The 20,422-nt window shown below is 39.7% G+C and carries 22 protein-coding genes and 2 pseudogenes; 11 read left to right on the top strand and 13 right to left on the bottom strand.

The window, feature by feature from the left end:
* Window positions 1-28 precede the first annotated feature (28 nt).
* Both C427_RS21775 and argR read right to left on the bottom strand, forming a co-directional pair.
* A complete protein-coding gene (locus tag C427_RS21775) occupies window positions 29-601 on the bottom strand; it encodes a paraquat-inducible protein A (protein WP_007638063.1) in 573 nt (190 codons plus the stop codon).
* 2 nt (window positions 602-603) lie between these two features.
* Window positions 604-1,068 (bottom strand): transcriptional regulator ArgR, encoded by a 465-nt coding sequence (argR, locus tag C427_RS21770; RefSeq protein ID WP_007638064.1) that lies wholly within the window; start codon window positions 1,066-1,068, stop codon window positions 604-606.
* Window positions 1,069-1,288: 220 nt separating this feature from the next.
* Here argR and mdh point away from each other — a divergent pair, with 220 nt between their 5' ends.
* A complete protein-coding gene (gene mdh / locus C427_RS21765; RefSeq protein WP_007638066.1) occupies window positions 1,289-2,224 on the top strand; it encodes a malate dehydrogenase in 936 nt (311 codons plus the stop codon).
* Between the two features lie 95 nt (window positions 2,225-2,319).
* On the opposite strand, the gene C427_RS21760 is transcribed toward mdh, so the two are convergent.
* On the bottom strand, window positions 2,320-2,940 hold the full coding sequence (locus C427_RS21760; RefSeq protein WP_007638067.1) for a DUF2726 domain-containing protein: 621 nt from the start codon (window positions 2,938-2,940) through the stop codon (window positions 2,320-2,322).
* Window positions 2,941-3,072: 132 nt separating this feature from the next.
* Window positions 3,073-3,456, bottom strand: a complete 384-nt coding sequence (locus C427_RS21755; protein ID WP_409371887.1) for a hypothetical protein — start codon at window positions 3,454-3,456, stop codon at window positions 3,073-3,075.
* Window positions 3,457-3,557: 101 nt separating this feature from the next.
* Between C427_RS21755 and C427_RS21750 the strand changes: the two genes are divergently transcribed.
* Window positions 3,558-4,082 carry a DUF2937 family protein gene (locus C427_RS21750; RefSeq protein WP_007638069.1) on the top strand — a complete coding sequence of 175 codons (525 nt, stop codon included), beginning with the start codon at window positions 3,558-3,560 and terminating at the stop codon, window positions 4,080-4,082.
* A gap of 400 nt (window positions 4,083-4,482) precedes the next feature.
* On the opposite strand, the pseudogene C427_RS21745 reads toward C427_RS21750, so the two are convergent.
* The 6 genes and pseudogenes from C427_RS21745 to C427_RS21720 all read right to left on the bottom strand — a co-directional run bounded on the left by C427_RS21745 (window position 4,483) and on the right by C427_RS21720 (window position 12,795).
* Window positions 4,483-5,693, bottom strand: a pseudogene (locus tag C427_RS21745) (IS256 family transposase).
* Window positions 5,694-5,742: 49 nt separating this feature from the next.
* Window positions 5,743-6,048 (bottom strand): GNAT family N-acetyltransferase, encoded by a 306-nt coding sequence (locus C427_RS21740; protein ID WP_015431337.1) that lies wholly within the window; start codon window positions 6,046-6,048, stop codon window positions 5,743-5,745.
* A 69-nt stretch (window positions 6,049-6,117) separates the two neighbouring features.
* Window positions 6,118-7,518 (bottom strand): DUF3300 domain-containing protein, encoded by a 1,401-nt coding sequence (locus tag C427_RS21735; protein WP_007641520.1) that lies wholly within the window; start codon window positions 7,516-7,518, stop codon window positions 6,118-6,120.
* A 121-nt stretch (window positions 7,519-7,639) separates the two neighbouring features.
* A complete protein-coding gene (gene ribA, locus C427_RS21730) occupies window positions 7,640-8,257 on the bottom strand; it encodes a GTP cyclohydrolase II (RefSeq protein WP_007641519.1) in 618 nt (205 codons plus the stop codon).
* Between the two features lie 143 nt (window positions 8,258-8,400).
* The gene (locus tag C427_RS21725) at window positions 8,401-11,247 is read right to left on the bottom strand and encodes an EAL domain-containing protein (RefSeq protein WP_007641517.1); all 2,847 of its coding nucleotides are present in this window, start codon (window positions 11,245-11,247) and stop codon (window positions 8,401-8,403) included.
* Between the two features lie 98 nt (window positions 11,248-11,345).
* Window positions 11,346-12,795, bottom strand: a pseudogene (locus C427_RS21720) (protein adenylyltransferase SelO).
* Window positions 12,796-12,861: 66 nt separating this feature from the next.
* Between C427_RS21720 and C427_RS21715 the strand changes: the two are divergent.
* From C427_RS21715 to C427_RS21705, 3 genes are all read left to right on the top strand, one after another.
* A complete protein-coding gene (locus C427_RS21715) occupies window positions 12,862-13,188 on the top strand; it encodes a c-type cytochrome (RefSeq protein ID WP_007641516.1) in 327 nt (108 codons plus the stop codon).
* Between the two features lie 60 nt (window positions 13,189-13,248).
* On the top strand, window positions 13,249-13,830 hold the full coding sequence (locus C427_RS21710) for an HD domain-containing protein (RefSeq protein WP_007641515.1): 582 nt from the start codon (window positions 13,249-13,251) through the stop codon (window positions 13,828-13,830).
* A 109-nt stretch (window positions 13,831-13,939) separates the two neighbouring features.
* Window positions 13,940-14,620 (top strand): glutathione S-transferase, encoded by a 681-nt coding sequence (locus C427_RS21705; protein WP_007641514.1) that lies wholly within the window; start codon window positions 13,940-13,942, stop codon window positions 14,618-14,620.
* Window positions 14,621-14,689: 69 nt separating this feature from the next.
* On the opposite strand, the gene metJ is transcribed toward C427_RS21705, so the two are convergent.
* Window positions 14,690-15,022 carry a met regulon transcriptional regulator MetJ gene (gene metJ / locus C427_RS21700; protein WP_007641513.1) on the bottom strand — a complete coding sequence of 111 codons (333 nt, stop codon included), beginning with the start codon at window positions 15,020-15,022 and terminating at the stop codon, window positions 14,690-14,692.
* Between the two features lie 143 nt (window positions 15,023-15,165).
* Between metJ and metF the strand changes: the two genes are divergently transcribed.
* Both metF and C427_RS21690 read left to right on the top strand, forming a co-directional pair.
* Window positions 15,166-16,050 carry a methylenetetrahydrofolate reductase gene (gene metF, locus C427_RS21695; RefSeq protein ID WP_007641512.1) on the top strand — a complete coding sequence of 295 codons (885 nt, stop codon included), beginning with the start codon at window positions 15,166-15,168 and terminating at the stop codon, window positions 16,048-16,050.
* A 32-nt stretch (window positions 16,051-16,082) separates the two neighbouring features.
* Window positions 16,083-16,991, top strand: coding sequence for a virulence factor BrkB family protein (locus C427_RS21690; protein ID WP_007641511.1), 909 nt, complete (start codon window positions 16,083-16,085; stop codon window positions 16,989-16,991).
* A gap of 17 nt (window positions 16,992-17,008) precedes the next feature.
* On the opposite strand, the gene C427_RS21685 is transcribed toward C427_RS21690, so the two are convergent.
* On the bottom strand, window positions 17,009-17,647 hold the full coding sequence (locus C427_RS21685) for a DUF2959 domain-containing protein (protein WP_034900021.1): 639 nt from the start codon (window positions 17,645-17,647) through the stop codon (window positions 17,009-17,011).
* Between the two features lie 2 nt (window positions 17,648-17,649).
* The gene (locus C427_RS21680) at window positions 17,650-17,877 is read right to left on the bottom strand and encodes a hypothetical protein (RefSeq protein WP_007641507.1); all 228 of its coding nucleotides are present in this window, start codon (window positions 17,875-17,877) and stop codon (window positions 17,650-17,652) included.
* A gap of 95 nt (window positions 17,878-17,972) precedes the next feature.
* On the opposite strand from C427_RS21680, the gene C427_RS27955 reads away from it, so the two are divergent.
* The 4 genes from C427_RS27955 (at window position 17,973) to C427_RS21665 (ending at window position 20,377) form a co-directional block, all read left to right on the top strand.
* Window positions 17,973-18,209, top strand: coding sequence for an alpha/beta hydrolase family protein (locus C427_RS27955; protein ID WP_236613723.1), 237 nt, complete (start codon window positions 17,973-17,975; stop codon window positions 18,207-18,209).
* 72 nt (window positions 18,210-18,281) lie between these two features.
* Complete coding sequence (locus C427_RS21675) at window positions 18,282-18,941, top strand: alpha/beta fold hydrolase (protein WP_015431333.1); 660 nt, start codon at window positions 18,282-18,284, stop codon at window positions 18,939-18,941.
* The gene (gene dtd, locus C427_RS21670; protein WP_007641503.1) at window positions 18,938-19,375 is read left to right on the top strand and encodes a D-aminoacyl-tRNA deacylase; all 438 of its coding nucleotides are present in this window, start codon (window positions 18,938-18,940) and stop codon (window positions 19,373-19,375) included. The genes C427_RS21675 and dtd overlap by 4 nt, the downstream gene beginning before the upstream one ends.
* A gap of 90 nt (window positions 19,376-19,465) precedes the next feature.
* Window positions 19,466-20,377 (top strand): bifunctional GNAT family N-acetyltransferase/hotdog fold thioesterase, encoded by a 912-nt coding sequence (locus C427_RS21665; protein ID WP_007641502.1) that lies wholly within the window; start codon window positions 19,466-19,468, stop codon window positions 20,375-20,377.
* Window positions 20,378-20,422: the final 45 nt, after the last annotated feature.

The raw sequence follows: 20,422 nt of genomic DNA, 5'->3' as shown, positions 1-20,422 counted from the left end.
TTAATTGTTTCACCCGGCGAATATTGGTTTAAGTCATAGGCTTATGTTTAATCCCAGAACTTGTCAATTGAGTACCAATCAAAGACAGTAAACAGTATGCAGTGAAGTAATAAAAGCCTTCTCCAGCAGCAGATAATGTTTGAGTACTGATATCTAAAGCAATCTTAAAACCAAATACGCTGAATTGCTCAGACGTAATCGTTTCGGCATGGTTGGTAGACATAATGGCTAAGAAGATCGCGATAACAAACACGTCTGCCATTGACCATTTGCCTATGGCCCCCACAAAGTTGATGAGTCTCTTTTCAATTTGCGGCGATTTAGTAAAGTAGGCAAAACAAAGCAGTAAGGTTTTTAAAAGTGGAATACACACTGAAAAGGCAAATATCAGCGCAGCAACCAATAATCTTTGATCTTCCCATAATTCGCTAATTGTCGCCATAATTGACAGTTCTTTATCTATCAAAGACGAGGTAAGGGCTGAACCGCTAAGGTTGGCTGCCATTTCCATATTAAAAGAAAACATAGTCAGCAGTATGCCGGGGAAAAATAGCCCCAATGCGATAATATTAAACGCAAAACCAAGGTGTTTTTTATACATATTCAAACGTTTTCAAATAATGCTTCGACTCGTTTGCGAGTATCTTCGATAGTACTTACATCGGCAGGTGCAATAAATATCGTGTCATCGCCTGCAATCGTGCCCAATACGCCGTCTTTTTTGCCTAAAGAGTCTAATAAACGAGCAATCAACTGAGCTGCGCCAGGGCTGGTGCGAATAATTACCATGACATTGTTGTGCACAATATCGAGCACAAGTTGTTTTAGGGGGCTTTTTGCTGTGGGCATTCCCAGTTCAGGTGGCAAACAATAAACCATATCTCCTCGGGCGTTACGAGTTCGCACCGCGCCAAATTTACTTAACATACGGGATACTTTGGATTGACTGATATTATCGAACTGTTGCATCTTCAACGCTTCGACTATATCGCCCTGGGATCCAAAACTTTCCGTTTTAAGAATGTCTTTAAAAGCTTTAATCAGTGCGTCTTGTTTAGCGGTGGCCATAGAGAACTCGTTGCTGGAGTTAATAGTTGTATTTTGCCGTATTGCAGAGGTTTAAGCAATTTGCCTGCACAAACAATAACGGTGAGTATATGATAAAACACAGCTAACTATTAAATCGAGCAAGACCCTAGTATAATCCTGCGTTCTTAAAATCTTATAATTTATAACCCATGTTAGCTTTGGTAGTTGCAAAGCAGAAAGCTTTTCACAGGAGAGAGTCATGAAAATAGCCGTATTAGGTGCAGCCGGTGGTATCGGCCAAGCGTTATCACTATTATTAAAAGTTCAATTGCCAGCAGGTTCTGAGCTATCTTTGTATGATGTTGCTCCAGTGGTTCCTGGCGTAGCGGTCGATTTAAGCCACATCCCTACTGATGTTAAAGTACAAGGTTATGGAAAAGATGATTTAGCTGACGCCTTAACCGGTTGTGACATTGTGCTAATCCCAGCGGGCGTGCCTCGTAAGCCAGGTATGGACCGCTCTGATTTGTTTAATATCAATGCTGGTATTGTTAGAAATTTAGTTGATGCTATTGCTGACAACTGTCCAGAAGCGTGTACTTGTATCATTACTAACCCAGTGAATACAACGGTTGCTATTGCAGCTGAAGCGTTAAAAGCTAAAGGTGTTTACAACAAAAACAAATTGTTTGGTGTGACGACTTTAGATGTTATCCGTTCAGAAACTTTCGTCGGTAATTTAAAAGGACTAAACCCGGCTAATGTGCATGTTCCAGTTATTGGCGGTCACTCTGGCACCACTATTTTGCCTCTTCTATCACAAGTTCAAGGTGTAGACTTTACGGATGAAGAAGTAGCAAGTTTGACTACTCGCATCCAAAATGCGGGCACTGAAGTTGTTGAAGCAAAAGCGGGCGGCGGATCAGCTACATTATCTATGGGTCATGCTGCTGCAAGATTCTGCCTATCTTTGGTAGATGCGATGCGCGGAGAAAACGTAGTAGAATACACGTATGTTGAAACCAATAGTGATGATGCTGAATTCTTTGCCCATCCAGTACGGTTAGGTAAAAACGGCGTAGAAGAAATTCTTTCTTACGGCGAGTTGAGTGAATTTGAAGAAAATGCCAAAAATGCCATGTTAGAAGGCTTACGTAGCGATATCGCTATGGGTGTTAAATTCGTTACAGGTTAGGTTTTATTGAAGCGCTTATAAATAAACGCTAATAAAAAGCCCCTTAGATGATACCTCTTAGGGGCTTTTTATATTTAAGGAATATACATTGGTTATTACGCCGCAGCGACAGGGCGACTGGTTACCGTTTTATTAGTTTGAATGGGTCTCGTGGGCTTGGACTGTCTGGCAAACGCCGGCATTAACTTTCCACCACTTTGAGGCGTAGGCGCGGATAGTTGCTTAACCTTAGGTTTTGGTAACTTAGCTTGGATACACTCTCTAATATCATGTGCTTTGTAGCCAGAGCGTACTTTTATCCTAACATGAGGTATATGTGCGGCATCAAGTGCCCCACTTACATAGAAGTCACGCTGGCTTTTATAACCATCTTTGCCGCTGTTATGAACTAAATCAATAGCAATAATAGGCGACATGTCTGCCTTGGAGCAAAGTACAAAATCAAGATGTTTGCTGGCTGCTCGGGAAAACGCATTTTTGCTGGTTTTTTTATCTGTATTTTGATGGATAGTTAATATGTCGCTCATCTTAACTCTGCATAAAATACGAAATTCATTTCCTACCGCTTCTTCGATAAGTCCTAAAAACGTACGCTCAACGGGTGTGAATAAATTGCTTTTCTTTTTGAAAGGAAATGCCAAACCCGGTTCATATAATTTCATAGCGCCTACAGCCACGATGATCAGTAACATCATCAATACAATTGCTAGTTCCATAATATCTCCAAAAGCCAATGTCAGAAAATTGACTAGGTGTTAGTCTTTTCCTGAGTAAGCAAAGAAAGTGCCAATGGCGGGATTAAGAGGAGATTTTTAAATTTTGGGCGCTAGAATCGTTTTATATTGCACTTAACCAGCTGATTTTATAAGGATATCTACCTGACTACCTTCGCCGTCTTTAGATATGACTACTACTTTCCGTCCATTTGAATATTGTAACACAATACGGCCTTTAAGCATTTTTTCATCATCGGCTTGGCCTAGTTGGCTGATGTAAAAATCTTTGGCGCTTTGCTGATCGCTGCTCGCAAAATAAGACATACTTGCAGGCAACTCTTCGTTAAACAACTGGCAAAATTTGGCATTTGGATATAAGGGTAGGGTATGGAAGTCTTGTGGGCAACTTTGCACACTGCTGTTTGCTTCAATTTGCAGTTCTTCTGCGTGTAACAATCCGTCAGACGTTATTACAAACATCGCAAACACTTTAAATCTTAATTTTAACAAACACATATCCCCAACCCAAAATTTATGCCTACTATAGAAGCACATCAACTTTGCATCAAGTCTATTCAATGTGTCAAAGGTATGATTAACCGTTAATGAGTATATAAATGATAAAGTTCTGTGCAGACTATTTACGTATTATACTATTTTGTGGCGGTTTGCTAATAGGTATTCAAATCCCTGCTGTAGTAGACCAGTATGCCAAGAGAATTGATGCACAACTCACCGAAGCTGTAGATGTTTTTGCGGGTTTTCAACAAACCGCAGATCTTTATTTTAAAGGTAATATTAAAAACTTAATCAGCCACTATAAAAGTAGCGACGATCCAGTATTTAAAAACGACGCGACTAGTATTCTGTTCATTTCAGACCGTGTGACTTATCTTAAATCAGAAAAATTAGCACTTGAGCAATCTGCCTTAATGAGAACAGCACATGTGTTGTTTTTTGCGGATAACAAGGTTTTTCAACAAACATTAGAACACTACAGTTACATGATACTCATTGACCCACAAGCTTTGATATGGGGCTTGATCAGTGGGCTTTTAATCGCTAGCTTTTTCGATTTACTCTTTTACGGTATTGGATATTTATCAAGGCTCAATAAAAGACATAAGAAGTTAAGTGCATGATATTTGAAACAGCAGTGTTGGATGTTATTACTGAAACACTACAAGTGTTTTCACAGCCGCAATAAATTATTTCATCTATGCCCGGCTATATGAAAACTCAACAGACACTAGCCATAAGTTAAAAAAGAATATTGAAACCGAAAGTCGCTACCTTTTGTTGGTCAATTGGCAAACGTTAGAGGAGCACACTATAAGCTTTCGAGAATCTGCGGGTTATCAATAATGGAGTGCTTTATTACACCGCTTTTATGAACCGTTTCCAGAGGTGTAGTATGATCAAGTACTGAAGTAACGCCACCGAGATTAGTTGTACATTTTTATCTATTGAGTCATTTGCACTGCATATTTCAATTAATATTCCGCTACATTTGAGCCTGTAACAGATTCTGTGTAACTGCCATTATTTAAGATGTTTCTCGAGGCGGTCCCCGAACTCGATAATAAAGCGAACCATCGCCTGCCGCCAGTTATGAACTGGCATAGACCATTTTTTTGATGCTTCGGTGATGGCTAAGTACACCATTTTCTTAGCTGGATCGTCGCTTGGAAATATCTTTCGTTTCTTAAGTGCCTTGCAGATAACGCTGTTGAGAGACTCAATGGCGTTGGTCGTATATATCGCTTTTCGGATGTCCGCAGGATAATTAAAGATAGTATTTAAGTTCTGCCAGTGTGTTCGCCATGACTTACTAATCTGCGGATATTGCTCGTCCCAGGTGTCGCTAAAACGCTCTAGTTCAAGTAAGGCTTCTTCCTCTGTACTTGAACGATACACACGCTTTAAATCAGTCGTCACAGCCTTGTAGTCTTTCCAAAAAACGTATTTAAGTGAGTTACGCACCATGTGCACGATACACAGTTGCACATTGGTTTGTGGAAACACTGCATTAATCGCGTCAGGAAAGCCTTTGAGGCCATCTACGCAGGCAATTAGGATGTCTTCTACACCCCGATGTTGCAGCTCCGTCAGCACACTCAACCAGGACTTAGCGCCTTCGTTCTCGGCTACCCACATGCCCATTAGCTTTTTGTGGCCTTCGATATTAATACCAAGCGCAAGGAAGATGGATTTATTGATAACACGCTTATTTTGGCGAATTTTCACCACAAGACAATCGAGATAAATAATCGGATAAATGGGGTCGAGCGGTCGTGATTGCCATTCAACGACTTTGTCGATGACGGCGTTCGTCACTCTTGATATAAGCGTGGGTGAGATGTCTGCCCCGAACTATTCATCAAAGGCTTGTACGATTTCACGTGTGCTCATGCCTTGCGCATATAGCCAAAGGATTTTTTCATCCATGGACGTAAATCGAGACTGATTCTTTTTGACCAATTTAGGCTCAAAAGAGCCATCACGATAACGTGGTGTGTCGAGGTCGAACTCACCATCTTCCGTTTTTATCCGTTTAGACGTCCTGCCGTTACGACTATTCTTTACTACTGACTTAGCATGCTTCTGGTAGCCTCAATGCTCTTCCATCTCAGCGTTTAATGTAGCCTCAACGGTTATTTTCTTAGCATTCGGCTGAAATCATTTAAGTCTTCTGGGGTTTTAATGCCTTTGGCCGCTTCTTTAGCGAAAGCTTCAAGTTCTTTTCTGTTCATTTGCATCTGCCTATCCTTAACTCTCAATAGAGTAATTTATGATAAGCAGTTACACAAAATTCGTTACAGCATCGTGTTCAAGTGTCCGAGCGGCGACCCCTTTACGTAAATACTTTCGGTCGGTGCGCATGGATTTAATTTCAGCATGTTGAGTGCTTAGGCTTTTCAATGCTCCACAGCCTAATAGCTCTTGTTGCTGCCAAGCTGTCCAGAACGTGATATCCGGTTTACGAAGCGTTTCTAAATCCAATGCATGTACACTTTCTGCTGGCGGGGTGGCATACATATCGTCTAAATGTTGTTGCAACAGCACTGCTACCTTGGGGTGGGCTAAGTCATCTATTTGTATTCTCAAAAAAACTCACATTATTATTTTATACTTTAAGAATAATAACGTGAGCAGATTATTGTTTTCAACAGTGAGTTATCTTTGTTTAATCTTATTTTGACGCGAAACTTTTATTGGTCTGGACTTGTTTTGCTTATGTGAACTAGCCCGATCGTTACTACTTTTAGGACTGCTGTTGTTTTTCGATATGTAAGTACGGGTTTTATTTTGAGGGTCGGCTGTAAAGTGCCTTACTTTGTTGTTTCGCACTTCTAACGATGGGGATCTTTGTGATTTTCCGATGTTCATTTTCGGTGTATCTGCCCTATCTGTTTTTTTAGGTCGATAATGATTGCTTTGCTTTTGCCTCTGTTGGCTTCCACTTTGACTTTGTTTTTGAGCTTGTTTTTGAATTAAACCCCGTTGTTTGTTTCTCGACTGTTTATTCGACCTAAGCGTTTTTGTATGATCAACAGACTGTTGCTTACTTAGGGCTTGTTTGAAACGTTTAGCAGTGTTTTTACTCTGTTTATTCGAATAGCTGTTAATGTTCAAAACTCTTTGTTTATCAATCTGATGGTAAACTTTATTTTTACTGCCACCACTAATGTTACGCACAATACGTTGACCGTTAACTCGATATTGTGCACCCCGTCTATGTTGTTGGTTATGGTTCCAGCGAGGGTATTCTTTAACTCGAACCACTTGACGATTATTGTGATTATTTGACCAGTATCTGTCTGAATGACTGCGGTAGTGATAGTTAGCGACTACATGACGATTACGCCAATGAAAGCCACCAAAATAAAAACTGGGGCGAATGTAAACCCCTGTGCTCCAATACAAACCAGCATTAAAAATGCTGTGACTGGGTCTGTGCCAATAGTATGGCTGATGGTCTTGCCACCACCAATTTCCATAAACAACGCGCGTATCATAGTAGGGTACATAGACTACTTCTTTACGCACGGTTTCTATGACTATTTCACCTTGTTCTTGTTGTATATTGACATAGTCATTAGCAGTCAAGTTACCTTGCTCATAGGCTTTTTGACGTAAATTTTGGACACTTGTTAATATCTGCTGTTCATTCACTAAGAACGCACTACCTAAAGATTGTAACCAGTCCAAGTCTTCACTGAGCTTCTGTAATAAGTCATTAAACGGCACCAAGGCTTGGACACTAGGATCCCAGCCTTTATCTTCCACTGCATTTAAAGCTTGTTGCTCATCTAGGTCTGTATTAACTGCGCGCCAACGAGCGGCTTGGATCACTTCTAAAGGGTAGGTTGATGCGACTAAAATATGTGACAGTAAAGTGTCAGGATAAAGGGCAATTGGCGCTAACATTTGATCGAGTTGTGCTTGATCAAGTATCGCAGCTTCAGATATTTCTGAACTGACTTTTTCTTGCGCTTGAGCAAGCTGCAGGACATTGCCTACTAATAAGCATACAACGTATAAATAGATATATAGGTACTTGGTTTGATTTCGCATAACCCTTTCCTTCCGTAATCGAAAATCCAGTGTACCCAAAGGTGTAGGCAACATTTAAGACGGTAGATTGAGTTATACGACTGTCAGCCTTAACCATGGCTGAATATTCACTGACGGGGCATTATTTGAGAAGATGTTTATCGAACTGATGACCTAACTTTTCCGTTTTAGTACGAATGTAATTTCGATTATCATCGGTTATTCCGTGATCAATAGGAGTGCGTTGCGCCACGTTAATGCCCATATTAGTTAGGGCTAAACTTTTCTTAGGGTTGTTAGTCATGAGGTTGACGTTTTTAATATTCAATTTATCTAACATCAATTTACAAATACCATAATCCCTAATATCAGCATCAAAGCCCAAGTGCTCATTTGCTTCGACAGTATCCATACCTTCATCTTGTAATTGATAAGCACGAATTTTGTTGAGCAAACCTATGCCCCTGCCTTCCTGACGCAAATACAACAATACTCCTTTGCCTTGCTGAACAATATTTTCTAACGCTTTTTCAAGTTGAGCACCACAATCACAGCGCGAACTGAACAATGCATCACCGGTCAAACACTCGGAATGAATACGAATAAGTACCACATCGTCTGGGTCCCATTCTCCGTATGAAAGAGCGACATGTTCTTGCGCTAGCTTATTATCAATAAAACCATGGATGTAAAATTTACCCCAGTGAGTGGGTAACTTGGCCGAACTAACATATTGATATTGGTCTAATTTAGGCTTCATATTTTGTAAAACGTACTTAATTAAAGGGAAGTTGCAGGCGATTTGCCCATTTACTAGCACACAAACACTAGTGTTTGTGTGCGCGTTATTTATAATATGTTTCACTATATGGGCATGATTCAATCTTTTACAATAGCTTTCATTTATCTATGCTGAGTAAAGTCAGCCAGTGCATGAGGTTTAGCAACGCCATACCCTTGGGCAAAATCAACACCCATTTTACCTAACTCCACCATTATTTCAGTTGATTCAACAAACTCGGCCACGGTCTCCATTCCCATTGCTTTAGCCACATCTTTAATTGAGTTAACCATAGCCATATCTACAGGGTCAACCAGTATGTCTTTTACAAAACTACCATCTATTTTGACTTGATCAACGGGCAGGTTTTTTAAATAGCCATAAGAAGAAAATCCACTACCAAAATCATCTAGAGCAAATAAGCAGCCCAATTTGTGGAAGGTATTAATAAACTCTAAGGTTTCATCCATCTTTAAAATGGCCATGCTTTCAGTAATTTCGAAACATACTTTTTTGTAAGGGACTTTGTACTTTTCAAAAGCATTCAAAACAAATAGTTTAAGCTCTTTATCTGCTAATGAATGACCACTTAAATTAATACTTACTCGACTTAGTTCAGCATTATGCTGGGGGTTATCCGCCAACCAGCGAAAGTAATTCTCAACTACCCAACGGTCTATTTGTGCAGTGAGATTATAACGTTCCGCAGCGGGTAAAAAAGTGCTGGGAGAGACAATCTTGCCTTCCTGATCGCGCATTCTAAGTAATATTTCATAGTGATGTCCTTCTGCACGTCGACTCAGCGCTTGATAATGCTGGTAATACAGCTCAAAGCTATCATTTTCCAGAGCATGATTAATATGTGACACCCAAGACATTTCAGACTCATAGCGCTGCATGTGTTCATCTTCAGCTGAATAAGTATGTATTTGGTTACGGCCACGCTCTTTGGCTAAATAACAGGCTGAATCAGCCATGCTTAATAATTGCTCTGGCGAATAAATATTCGGTTGCCAAGGCACTTGGCCAATACTGATACCTAAAGTGAAGATTCGATTTTCCCATATGAAACGAAATTCTTGCACTGCATTGAGTAATTTGTTGGCCAGTAAGTAAGCCATTTGTGCATTATCGCCTTCAAGCAATACACCAAATTCATCACCGCCGAGTCTTGCCAAAATACCTTTTTCCATCACTACCGCATCAAGTTTTTGTGATAGTTGTTTGATTAACAAGTCGCCCGCTTTGTGTCCGCAGGTGTCGTTAACTACCTTAAATTGGTCTAAGTCCATGTAAAGTAATGTTAAATCACTGTTTTGATTTTGCGCTTTAAGTAAACCATTTTGCAGTTGACGTTCAAATTCACGTCTATTGTAGACCCCCGTGAGTGAATCGTGTGTCGCCAAATATTCCAAACTAATATTTGATTGCTTTCGCTCAGTTACATCTGAAATGGAACCAAACAGGTACTGTTTCTCGTGTTCTTGCTTAATTTGCCCTGAGATTGAAAACCAAAATTCACTGCCATCTTTACGCACACCTTTTATTTCTTTGCCAATGACTTTACCGCCCTTATGTATCTCTCCCAGCATGATTGCGCGATCTTGAGGGTTGGCATAAAACTGATCGGCATTACTTACTTCCCTTAACATCTCAGTCTCGTCTGCATAACCAAACAGGCTGCACATGGCAGGATTAACAGTGATGAGTCGACCGTCCAGACTGGAAGTATATAAGCCTTCAGCGGAATTTCTGAATAAGTCGTAAAAGTGTTGTAAATCTTTAATTGCTAACTGTTGTTGTATGTTGTGACGGTATGTTAATACCCGCTCATGCGCTTCAATAGCGAGTGCGATTAACATAATGCCTATCATGATTAACACCGTAAAAATCAAAGAGGCTTTTTGCGTTAATGGCATGCCAGATAGAAATAACGTTACCTGGACAAAGCCACTTATGGCGATAAAGGCTAGCCCCAACAAACAAACCAAGTTAGCTATTTTTTTATCGGGTTTATGATAGAAAAATGCGAGTATACCGATAAGTGATCCTGATAGAGCCGACATTAGCGCTGAAAACGTGATTTGCTGTGCGCTATTTGAGAAAAAAGCCATACCCAGAGTAATAAATCCAAAGCTATATAAAGCATAGCGCCAGACTGTTGGGACTTTTTCTAATATTGCAAAAGTAACTTTTGCTGACGTTAATAACAACAATCCAAGCAATGCACAGCTGAGATTAGATATGTAGGCAGTGATCCCGGTGATTTGACCCAACACGCCTTTAGTATTTAAAAACAACAATAAAAATGCGGCACTAGAAAGGGCAAACCAAAAACGTACGGGGCTGCGCATAAAGATATAAGTAATCAAAAAATAACAAGCCAGTAAAGCAAGGCCACCACTAATAAAACCAATGATTGCTAACAGTAATTGTTCTCTTTCGACCAATGATGACTGCTTGTCTAGGTCTACAGGGAAAACCAATGGGCCATCGTCGTTAACTCTTAAAAAAACTGTTACCGTTTGTTGATCTGCACTGATTGGGGTAATAAATAATCTGTGTTTGAAAGGACGTTTAGAATAATCTCGATTACCACCCATTAAATAAGAACCTAAGATACGGTCTTTTTCATCCAGTAAAAAAACATCTACATAATCCAGTTGAGGGTTGCCAACCGTCAAAAAATACTGTTCCTCTTCTGGATAATCAAACACAATGTTGAACCTCCCCCACAAGCTTTTATCTTGGCTTACTTGATTGGGAATATAGCTAGTTTGCCAATCTTGTAAATTTTGAATGTCTGACAACTGCATACTTTTTTCTTTGATCAACCAGTCAATTTGACTAAGTAAATTTATATGGGAGTTGTGTTGTGATATCACTACTTGCTCTGATGCAATGTTTTTTGAGTGCCAAAGAGCACTTAATAAACATAACATTAAACCAATTGAGTAGAGTGATTTCATGGCTGTCCTGAAGATATGAGCATCATATACGTTGGCGTATATTGAATATTAATACCACTACTTTTAAAAAAATCTTAGCTAATACAAAGATAATATGTCTAATTACTATAAGATATTTCTAAATTTTTCCCCGAACGGGGTGAGGGGACAGAAAACTTTTGGTACTTCTGAATATTTTCGTATGGTTTTTTCAGCGTCCCAATAAACTGGTGAAACATCTTAAAATCACTTTTTCTGCCCGGTCAATCACTTCCTGAGCCAAATAATTACGCAGCACAATATGTGGGTTGTGTTGGCGCATTTGCGATTGTTTTTGTGTTGGGTTCATACCTTGCTCCGTTAAGGCTAAAATATAATGTTTAGCCCACTCATCAAATCTTTCACGATTAATAAATTGATTACGCAAATTTTGATTGTCCCCGAGGGTATCAAACTCACACAGCTGCCTAAACGTTTCAGAGTAGTCCTTTTTTTCTACCGCCAAAATATCTAACCAAGTGTTGATGATATGTGAGTTAGCATCGCCGTATAATGCCCCAGGCAAAAGACCTAGTTTATTATGCATTAGTGTTGAATACTCTTTTAGCAATGTTGGCTTATAATTTCTAAGGGCTTGATTTATTTGTTCTATTTCTAGATGTGGAGTGAATGTCTGTGCTAATGCATTTAAGTTCCACTGCCCTATTCCCGGTTGGCTATCGAAGGAATGCCGGCCTTGAGGATCGGAGTGATTACAGTTAAAACCAGGCTCGAAATTATCTAGAAATGCATAGGGGCCATAATCGAAAGTAATGCCATGAATAGACATATTATCGGTATTCATTACACCATGATTAAAGCCAAAAGCTTGCCATTTTGCAATTAACAGGGCTGTGTCATGCACAATTTTTTGAAGCATGGCTAAATAGGGGGATTCTGCTTGGGCACACTCGGTTAAGTGATATTTAAAACAATAATCAAATAAGCTTTGTAGTTTTTTAGGTTGTTTACTGTGATAAAAGTACTCGAAGTGTCCAAAACGCAGGTGACTCTGGCAGGCACGGATCATCTTGGCAGCATGCTCTTGTTTTTCACGATATACAGGTTCATCACTGACAATTAAGCATAATGCCCGTGAAGTAGGAATGCCCAAATAATGTAATGCTTCACTGGCTAAGTATTCCCTTATCGTCGAACGTAATACCGCTCGCCCGTCAGCAAATCTTGAATAGGGAGTGGGTCCTGCTCCTTTGAGATGTAAATCCCATCGTTGTTTTGGTCATCTATGGTTTCTGCCAATAAGAGTCCACGTCCATCGCTTAGTTCTGGGTTCCAGTGTCCAAATTGATGTCCGCCATATTTTTGTGCCATAGAATTGCGATTTAATGTGCCGTTTTCAATGAATAAAGCTTTGAATAAATGATTCTCGTGTTGCCATTCACTCGGGAGGTTTAATTCTGTCGCAAGACTATGATTAAAAACGGCTAAGCGTGAATTTATCAACTTAATTGGCTTGACTTCACTACCCAGTGCAGTAAGTTCTTCAGCATAAGAGAAGTCTAACTTCATATGTACGCTCATTTGATAACACTAATTTACCACTCATGCATTTGGGTATAACGCTAAGGTTCAAACATGAAAAAAATTCGGAATAATATATTAATAATACTTTTCGCTGCTGGTGGGCTACTTTCACAACCTGTGTTTGCAGCAGATGTTGCAGCAGGTAAATCTAAATCTGCGACTTGTGCTGCGTGTCATGGCAACAAAGGCATTTCTATGATCCCTATGTATCCTAACTTAGCTGGGCAAAAAGAGCAGTATCTGGTTTTACAAATTAAAGCTTTTCGTGATGGAGACCGCAAAAACATGGTGATGTCGCCTATGGCTGCCGGCTTAAGTGATACCGATATTGCTAATCTATCTGCATATTATGCGAGTTTAGATCCAGCAGGCAAATAAACGAAGTGTAGTCACAATACACCAAAATATGATCACCGCCCTTAGCTTAGCGAGTAATAAATGACTGAAAATTTTCAAGCTATTACCCAGTTTATAGTTGAAATAGAAAAATTAAAAAATGTTGAGCGTAAAATTAAGCCCGTTGGCTTCACACGTTATGAAAATAGCGCTGAACATAGCTGGCAAATTGCTTTACTAGCTTTAACTCTTTTACCTTATGCAGCTCAAAATCCAGACCCACTCACAGTGGTGACTATGTTGTTGTTGCATGACATCGTTGAAATCGATACGGGTGATAAATTCGCTTACGATGCTAATCACGATGACTATGAAAATGAATTGGTATCGGCGCAAAGAATTTTTGCTATTTTGCCCACAGAACAAGCAACATCTTTTCTCAAACTGTGGATCGAATTTGAACAAGCTCAAACCCCAGAAGCTCAATTCTCCAAGGCTATTGATAGATTAATGCCTGTGATACAAAACTTACATAACGGCTGCCAAAGCTGGATTGACCACAATGTTTCTGTCAGCCAAATATTACTTAAAAATGCCTCTATCGAAAAGGCTAACCCGCAATTGTGGCAATGGATAAAACAGCAAGTGATAGATGCAGGTGTTCGGGTAGGTTTGAGACTCTAGAAAAGAGTATTAATAAATTTTACACATATATGCAAATTTTTCTATTAAAGTGGTCTTAGACAATGTATAGGCGTATACAAGTGCATGATTTGTTATTAAGGAAGGCTCGATGATTGTACTCCACCATTTAAACAACTCCCGTTCGCAACGTATATTGTGGCTGCTAGAAGAACTTGAACTAGAATATGATGTAAAGCTTTATCATAGAGACAGTGAAACCAATCTAGCACCTAATACCCTGACATTAATCCACCCTCTAGGTAAATCCCCGATAATTACCGATGGTGATATCACGGTGGCTGAATCAGGTGCCATAATTGAATATTTAATCGGGACTTATTATAAAAAGGGAGTTGCAGGGCAGTTAACTGATCCGCAACGAGGTACTGAGGTACATAGGCAATATACATACTGGCTGCATTTTGCTGAAGGCACGCTAATGCCGCCTTTAGTAGCTAAGCTAGTGCTGGATCGAGTCAGAACAAATGCCAAACCATTCTTTGTTAAAATAATTGCCAATAAGATTGTGGATAAATTAATGGCAGCCTATTACGGACCGATTATTGCCAAAAACATGGATTTCATTGAAAGTCACTTAGAGCATAACGCTTGGTTTGCAGGTGCAGAACTATCAGGTGCAGATATACAAATGAGTTTTCCACTTGAGGCTGCAGTGGCACGAGGCAATACTAAAACCTTCCCAAATATTAATAAGTTCGTTAATAAATTCCATGGAAGACCTGCTTATCAAGCGGCCTTAGAAAAAGGAGGGAAATATGATTATGTTTAAGATAGAGGTAGAGTCGTAAATCTCAGTTTGTGAATGAAATTTGCTGTTTTAGAGTCTACTTTTTAATATTCAGTCTTCATCTTCATCTTTTTCTTTTGATAAGTTCATCTCCATCATCAGTTTTCTGACTTCTTTGGGGATAAGCTGGGTGTTGTCTTTCCCTAAATCTTCATCATCTGGCAAGGGTTGACCTGTAAAAGCATGTAAAAATGCTTCACATAATAATTCAGAATTAGTTGCATGCCGTAAATTATTCACCTGACGACGAGTACGCTCGTCGGTGAGTACTTTTAATACTTTGAGTGGTATCGATACTGTGACCTTTTTCACCATCTCACTTTTTTTACCATGTTCTGCGTAAGGATGAATATATTCACCGTTCCATTTTGTTAAATTTGCCATTTTTCAATCTTTTGTCTTTCTTATGCATTGAAATTCTAAACAATACGGGCAAAAGGTCAATGATAGACTGCTAAACATCTTGACGGCTTTACGTTCAAAGTTTATTTTAGACGTCTAAACGGCTAAATAATTTGGAGTTACCCATGGCGTCTTACGCACAAGGGATAGATGCATTAAATCAATCATTATCAGAGGTGAAAGGGATTGATGTATCGTTTGAATTTTTTCCACCTAAAACCGAATCAATGGAACAAACGTTGTGGAAATCGGTAGAGCGTTTAGCGCCGCTAAAACCGTCTTATATGTCAGTGACCTATGGTGCGAATAGTGGTGAACGAGACAGAACCCATGATGTGGTGAAACGTATTCAAGCTGAGACAGGTATTCAAGCTGTGCCCCATTTGACCTGTGTGGATGCAACCCGTGAAGAACTCATTGAGATTGCCAAGGACTATTGGCAAAGTGGGATCAGAAAGATCGTCGCATTGCGTGGTGATCTACCTGAAGGTGTTGAAAAGCCTCAGTCTTACGCATCTGATTTAGTAGCATTGTTAAAAGAGGTGGCAGACTTCGAAATTGCCGTCGCCGCTTATCCTGAGAAACACCCAGAAGCGCCAAATAGCCAATTCGATTTACTTAATTTAAAGCGTAAAGCTGACGCTGGTGCGACTGAAGCGATCAGCCAGTTTTTCTTTGATGCTGAAGTGTTTTTAAGGTTTCGTGATCGCGCCGCGGCAGCAGGGATTGATTTAGATATCGTGCCAGGAATATTGCCTGTGACCAATTACCAAACGTTGCAACGTTTCGCCGGTTTTACCAACGTACATGTGCCACAGTGGCTACATAAAATGTACGATGGTTTAGATAAAGACGATCAAACTACACGTAATTTGATGGGGGCTAACATCGCTATGGATATGGTCAAAGTATTAGCTAAAGAAGGCGTCAGAAAATTCCATTTTTACACGCTTAATCGTAGTGAACTGAGTTATGCTATTTGCCATATGTTGGGTGTTAGAGCAGACTAACATTATTAGTTTACAGAGGTTGTTTTACCACAATGTTGTTTAAGTCGATTCACATTCCTAACTTTCAACAAAGCGTGATAACAACAAGAGATTTTTTTTTGTTATTTGCTGCACATTGTAAGCGAGACAAAATAACAGTGTCTGCTGGGCATTTGGCCTATGTGTCACTGTTGTCGCTTGTGCCATTTATAATGGTGTTTTTTACGATGCTATCGGCTTTTCCGGCCTTTTCAGAGGCAAAAGAAGATTTAGAGACGTTAATTTTTGATAGTTTTGTACCAACTGCTGGCGACCAAGTGCAAAATTATATGGCTGAGTTTGTGGGTAACGCATCAGAAATGGGCGCCATTGGTATCTTGTCATTGATGTTTGTGGCCTTGATGTTGATATCCAATATTGATAAAACGTTGAATACGATATGGCAGTCAAAAAGTGAACGGCCGCTGATTTTCACCTTTGCAATTTACTGGATGGTTTTGACGCTTGGACCGCTTTTAATGGGCTCGAGTGTCATTATGAGCTCTTACCTGATTGGGCTGGCAAACTATGCTGAGGAGTACACCCCTGGTCTGACAACGGTATTACTCAAAACGTTACCTTTTGTGACATCAGTTTTCGCCTTTTTTATCGTCTACATGTTGGTGCCAAATAAAAAAATATCCCCTAAACATGCTGTTTGTGGTGCAATGGTGGGTGCTATTTTATTTGAAGCAAGCAAAAAGCTATTTGCGATGTATGTGACGAGTTTTCCATCATATCAATTGATTTATGGTGCATTGGCGGTAATACCCATTCTATTTGTTTGGGTGTATTTATCGTGGATTGTAGTGTTAGTGGGGGCTGAGATAACTCATGTGTTGGAAGTGTTTCTAAATGAGCAATCAGAAGATACGTTTACTGACGAGGCAGATGATGATGACGAGCTAAGCTCGCCATCATAAATTTACTTTGATTCATTCTATTTACTTTTCATACTTGAGATAAAGCTATTTGATTCGGAAATAGCTTTATTCATCTCTAAGACGAGCTGGTTGATTTCTTTCTTAATTCCATTGAACTCGCCTTGTAAAGCACCTATCGCACTGGCGTTAAGGTTATGTTTCAAATACAACACGTTGTCTCGCAACGCAGATAGTACTGGTTCCATTTTGCTTTCAGCTTTTTTCATTGAGCTAACCAACGACTTGTAACGGCGCTGTGTATCTCTTAGTCTATTTTGACTTTCGCGTTTGAGATTGTTGTTGGTATATTTTTCTAGCTCTTCTTCCCATTCATCAAACAGTGCCTCAGCAACACTTTCTACCTTATCAATTCTGCTTGTTACCGAAGCCGCAGATTGTTCACTGGCTTCAAACTGATTTTTGAGTTGGTTATAAACATCTTGCAGTTCGCCGCCGTTATAACTAACTATCTGGCTAAACTCATCCAACGCCGAGCTAAATTGTTTTTGGGCATCTTCTTGCGATTCTTTTGCATCTTCTACTCTATCGACTAAGATATCGCGTTTTTCAACACCCACCTTTTCCCAAGCAGCATAATAGGCACTTTGGCATCCAGCTAAGAAAATGATCAATGATACGAATATCAGCTTTTTCATAATCAACATTTATAACGGGCGGCATCAATGATGGCCCATAGATGGAAAATAAAGCCAAAAATGGCCATAAAAAATAAAATTCCAGTAGCGGCTAATGAATAATTTACACTGACTAGTACAAAAAATATAGTGGCTGCTAAAATTCTACCTTGTACTAATTGACCCAATCCTGGAATAAAAAAACTACATATTGCGGCTAATACATTGCCACCTGAACCTTGTCCTGACATATTTTGTCTCCGTAAAAATAAAGTAACGTTTAATCTGCTTAAGTAGTAAATTAAAGCATTACTGAATAATAAACAATTGGGATATGTAAATTCGTATGACTCATCTGTTCCCCGAAATTCACGCCTTCACATCTGAGATGTTAACCGTATCGAATGGAAATTCATTATATCTGGAACAAACTGGAAACCCTAGAGGCATCCCAGTGCTTTATTTACATGGAGGTCCAGGTGCTGGAATAGGCAAAGATTACCGCCGATTTTTTGATCCTGATAAATATTGGATAATTGGTTATGACCAAAGAGGGTGTGGAAAAATCAATGCCTTTTGGTAGACTTGAACATAATGATAGCCATGCTCTGGTCGACGATGTACTTATTATTCAGCAACATCTTAAAATTAAAAAATGGGTTTATTTGGTGGTTCTTGGGGCTCGACTTTGGCTTTATTAGTGGCGATTAGGCAACCTGAAAGTGCTATAGGGCTTATTTTACGGGGAATTTTTCTAGCAAGAGAGCAAGATTATACTTGGTATCTAGAGGCATCAGGTGGCGCTGCACAGCTTTTTCCAGAATATCACCAAGACTTTTTAGCGCCAATAAAAAGAAGGCCTAGCAATGTCTCTATCGTCGATGCCTACTACCAAATATTCAATAGTAATAATGAAGTTCAGAAAATGGCGGCTATCAAGGCATGGTGTCTGTGGGAAGCGCGAATAAGCCGTTTACATTGCCAGTTCGATGAGGTGCAGTTGGTTTCAGATTTGCATCGCGCTATTAGTTTGGCTCTGTTGGAATGCCATTACATAAAACATCAATGTTTTATTTCAGAAGATTATATTTTGCAGAACGTAGACAAAATACAACATCTGCCAGTGACTATTATTCATGGACGTTATGACTGCGTATGCAAAATTGAAGCTGCTTATTCATTAAGCCAACGCTGGCAAAATAGTCAACTAAATATCATACCTGAATCAGGGCATAGTGCGAGTGAGAAACTGATCACTCAAGCCTTATGTGCGGCCAGTAAATCTATGTCTGCCTTCTGGCTAGAGCAGCAATGATTGCGCTTATCCAAAGAGTTAAGCAGGCTAGAGTACAAGTGGCTGGGCATACCGTAGGTGAAATTGGTCAAGGGATATTAGTGTTATTGGGCGTAGAAAAAAACGATGATGAAATCAAGGCACGAAAGCTGAGTCAGAAAGTCATGAACTACCGCATTTTTTCGGATCAACGGGGAAAGATGAATCTCAATGTGAAGCAAGTGGAAGGGGAATTGCTCATTGTTTCTCAGTTTACTTTGGTCGCGGATACACAAAGTGGTAATCGACCTAGTTTTTCCAGTGCTGCGCCTGCAGAGTTAGGCGAAGCCTTATACCAATACTTTACCGAATGTTGTCAGACTAACGGGATACCTTGTCAAACTGGGGTGTTTGGAGCAGATATGCAGGTTTCATTGCTGAATGACGGTCCAGTCACTTTTCAACTACAAGTATAATTTGCTGCTACTCGTTTTATAGTTTCTAATAGCTGGCTAATGTTGGGGTAAGCGTCTTCAGCCAACTAAATACATGGGAGCCTTGATTAGATGTATAAAATTGATACGCCATCGAGTGAACAAGATTTTACTGAATATTTTGCATTTCGTTGGAAAATGCTAAGAGAGCCATGGAAGTATCCTGAAGGCTCTGAAAAGGATGAATATGAACAAGTTAGTCAACATCGAATGATCCGTAATCCCGACGGGGATGTGATTGCCGTTGGCCGAGTACATATGAATTCGGGAGAAGAAGCCCAAGTGCGCCATGTTGCTGTTGAAAAAGATTACCAAGGAAAAGGATTAGCAAAAATGTTAGTGGCTTCTTTAGAGGCGGTAGCCAGAGCTGAAGGTGCGGAGCGGATCGTGACTAACAGCACTCAGGCTTCGATTGCTTTGTTTACCAGCTTGGGGTTTAAGGCACAAAAGGGATCAATTAAAGAGCTAGGAGAGCAGCAACGTCAGCAGATGGTAAAAAAAATATTCGATCCAAGTAGTTTTCTATTGCATCCAAAATGGTGTGAATTATTACAACGTACCTGGCATGAAACCATCCCTATTAGTGAACAAATGGGGATCAAAATACATCAATATAGCGGACGTACTCTCGAGACACGGGCATCTTTGAATAAAAACATTAATCTACATGGCACAATGTTTGCCGGCAGTATTTTTTCTCTGGCGACATTGACGGGGTGGGGCATGATATTTTTACAGCTTAAAGAAAAAGGGCTAGTCGGGGATATTGTGTTAGGTGACGGTAATATTAATTATCATAAACCTATTACTATGCAGCCTAGAGCGTTATGCAATATTGAGTCACTGAATGGTAAGTTTGAATCTCTGGCTAAAAATAAAAAATGCCAGATTAAACTCAATGTCTCTATCATGGACAGTGATAATGCTGTAGCTGAATTCTCTGGTGTATTTTGGGTGTTGCCCACTAAAGAAACTGGAACTTAATTTTCTTGTAGACAATAAAAAAGCGCGATATTCGCGCTTTTATTG

The organism is Paraglaciecola psychrophila 170, from assembly GCF_000347635.1.
In the GTDB taxonomy this organism is placed as follows: Bacteria; Pseudomonadota; Gammaproteobacteria; order Enterobacterales; family Alteromonadaceae; genus Paraglaciecola; species Paraglaciecola psychrophila.
This window is presented reverse-complemented; position numbering and strand designations above follow the sequence as displayed.

Bases quoted from the DNA above. Each gene is read 5' to 3' on its own strand.
- C427_RS21775 (WP_007638063.1), bottom strand. From the start codon at position 601: ATGTATAAAAAACACCTTGGTTTTGCGTTTAATATTATCGCATTGGGG.
- argR (WP_007638064.1), bottom strand. From the start codon at position 1,068: ATGGCCACCGCTAAACAAGACGCACTGATTAAAGCTTTTAAAGACATT.
- mdh (WP_007638066.1), top strand. From the start codon at position 1,289: ATGAAAATAGCCGTATTAGGTGCAGCCGGTGGTATCGGCCAAGCGTTA.
- C427_RS21760 (WP_007638067.1), bottom strand. From the start codon at position 2,940: ATGGAACTAGCAATTGTATTGATGATGTTACTGATCATCGTGGCTGTA.
- C427_RS21755 (WP_409371887.1), bottom strand. From the start codon at position 3,456: ATGTGTTTGTTAAAATTAAGATTTAAAGTGTTTGCGATGTTTGTAATA.
- C427_RS21750 (WP_007638069.1), top strand. From the start codon at position 3,558: ATGATAAAGTTCTGTGCAGACTATTTACGTATTATACTATTTTGTGGC.
- C427_RS21735 (WP_007641520.1), bottom strand. From the start codon at position 7,518: ATGCGAAATCAAACCAAGTACCTATATATCTATTTATACGTTGTATGC.
- ribA (WP_007641519.1), bottom strand. From the start codon at position 8,257: ATGAAGCCTAAATTAGACCAATATCAATATGTTAGTTCGGCCAAGTTA.
- C427_RS21725 (WP_007641517.1), bottom strand. From the start codon at position 11,247: ATGAAATCACTCTACTCAATTGGTTTAATGTTATGTTTATTAAGTGCT.
- C427_RS21715 (WP_007641516.1), top strand. From the start codon at position 12,862: ATGAAAAAAATTCGGAATAATATATTAATAATACTTTTCGCTGCTGGT.
- C427_RS21710 (WP_007641515.1), top strand. From the start codon at position 13,249: ATGACTGAAAATTTTCAAGCTATTACCCAGTTTATAGTTGAAATAGAA.
- C427_RS21705 (WP_007641514.1), top strand. From the start codon at position 13,940: ATGATTGTACTCCACCATTTAAACAACTCCCGTTCGCAACGTATATTG.
- metJ (WP_007641513.1), bottom strand. From the start codon at position 15,022: ATGGCAAATTTAACAAAATGGAACGGTGAATATATTCATCCTTACGCA.
- metF (WP_007641512.1), top strand. From the start codon at position 15,166: ATGGCGTCTTACGCACAAGGGATAGATGCATTAAATCAATCATTATCA.
- C427_RS21690 (WP_007641511.1), top strand. From the start codon at position 16,083: ATGTTGTTTAAGTCGATTCACATTCCTAACTTTCAACAAAGCGTGATA.
- C427_RS21685 (WP_034900021.1), bottom strand. From the start codon at position 17,647: ATGAAAAAGCTGATATTCGTATCATTGATCATTTTCTTAGCTGGATGC.
- C427_RS21680 (WP_007641507.1), bottom strand. From the start codon at position 17,877: ATGTCAGGACAAGGTTCAGGTGGCAATGTATTAGCCGCAATATGTAGT.
- C427_RS27955 (WP_236613723.1), top strand. From the start codon at position 17,973: ATGACTCATCTGTTCCCCGAAATTCACGCCTTCACATCTGAGATGTTA.
- C427_RS21675 (WP_015431333.1), top strand. From the start codon at position 18,282: ATGGGTTTATTTGGTGGTTCTTGGGGCTCGACTTTGGCTTTATTAGTG.
- dtd (WP_007641503.1), top strand. From the start codon at position 18,938: ATGATTGCGCTTATCCAAAGAGTTAAGCAGGCTAGAGTACAAGTGGCT.
- C427_RS21665 (WP_007641502.1), top strand. From the start codon at position 19,466: ATGTATAAAATTGATACGCCATCGAGTGAACAAGATTTTACTGAATAT.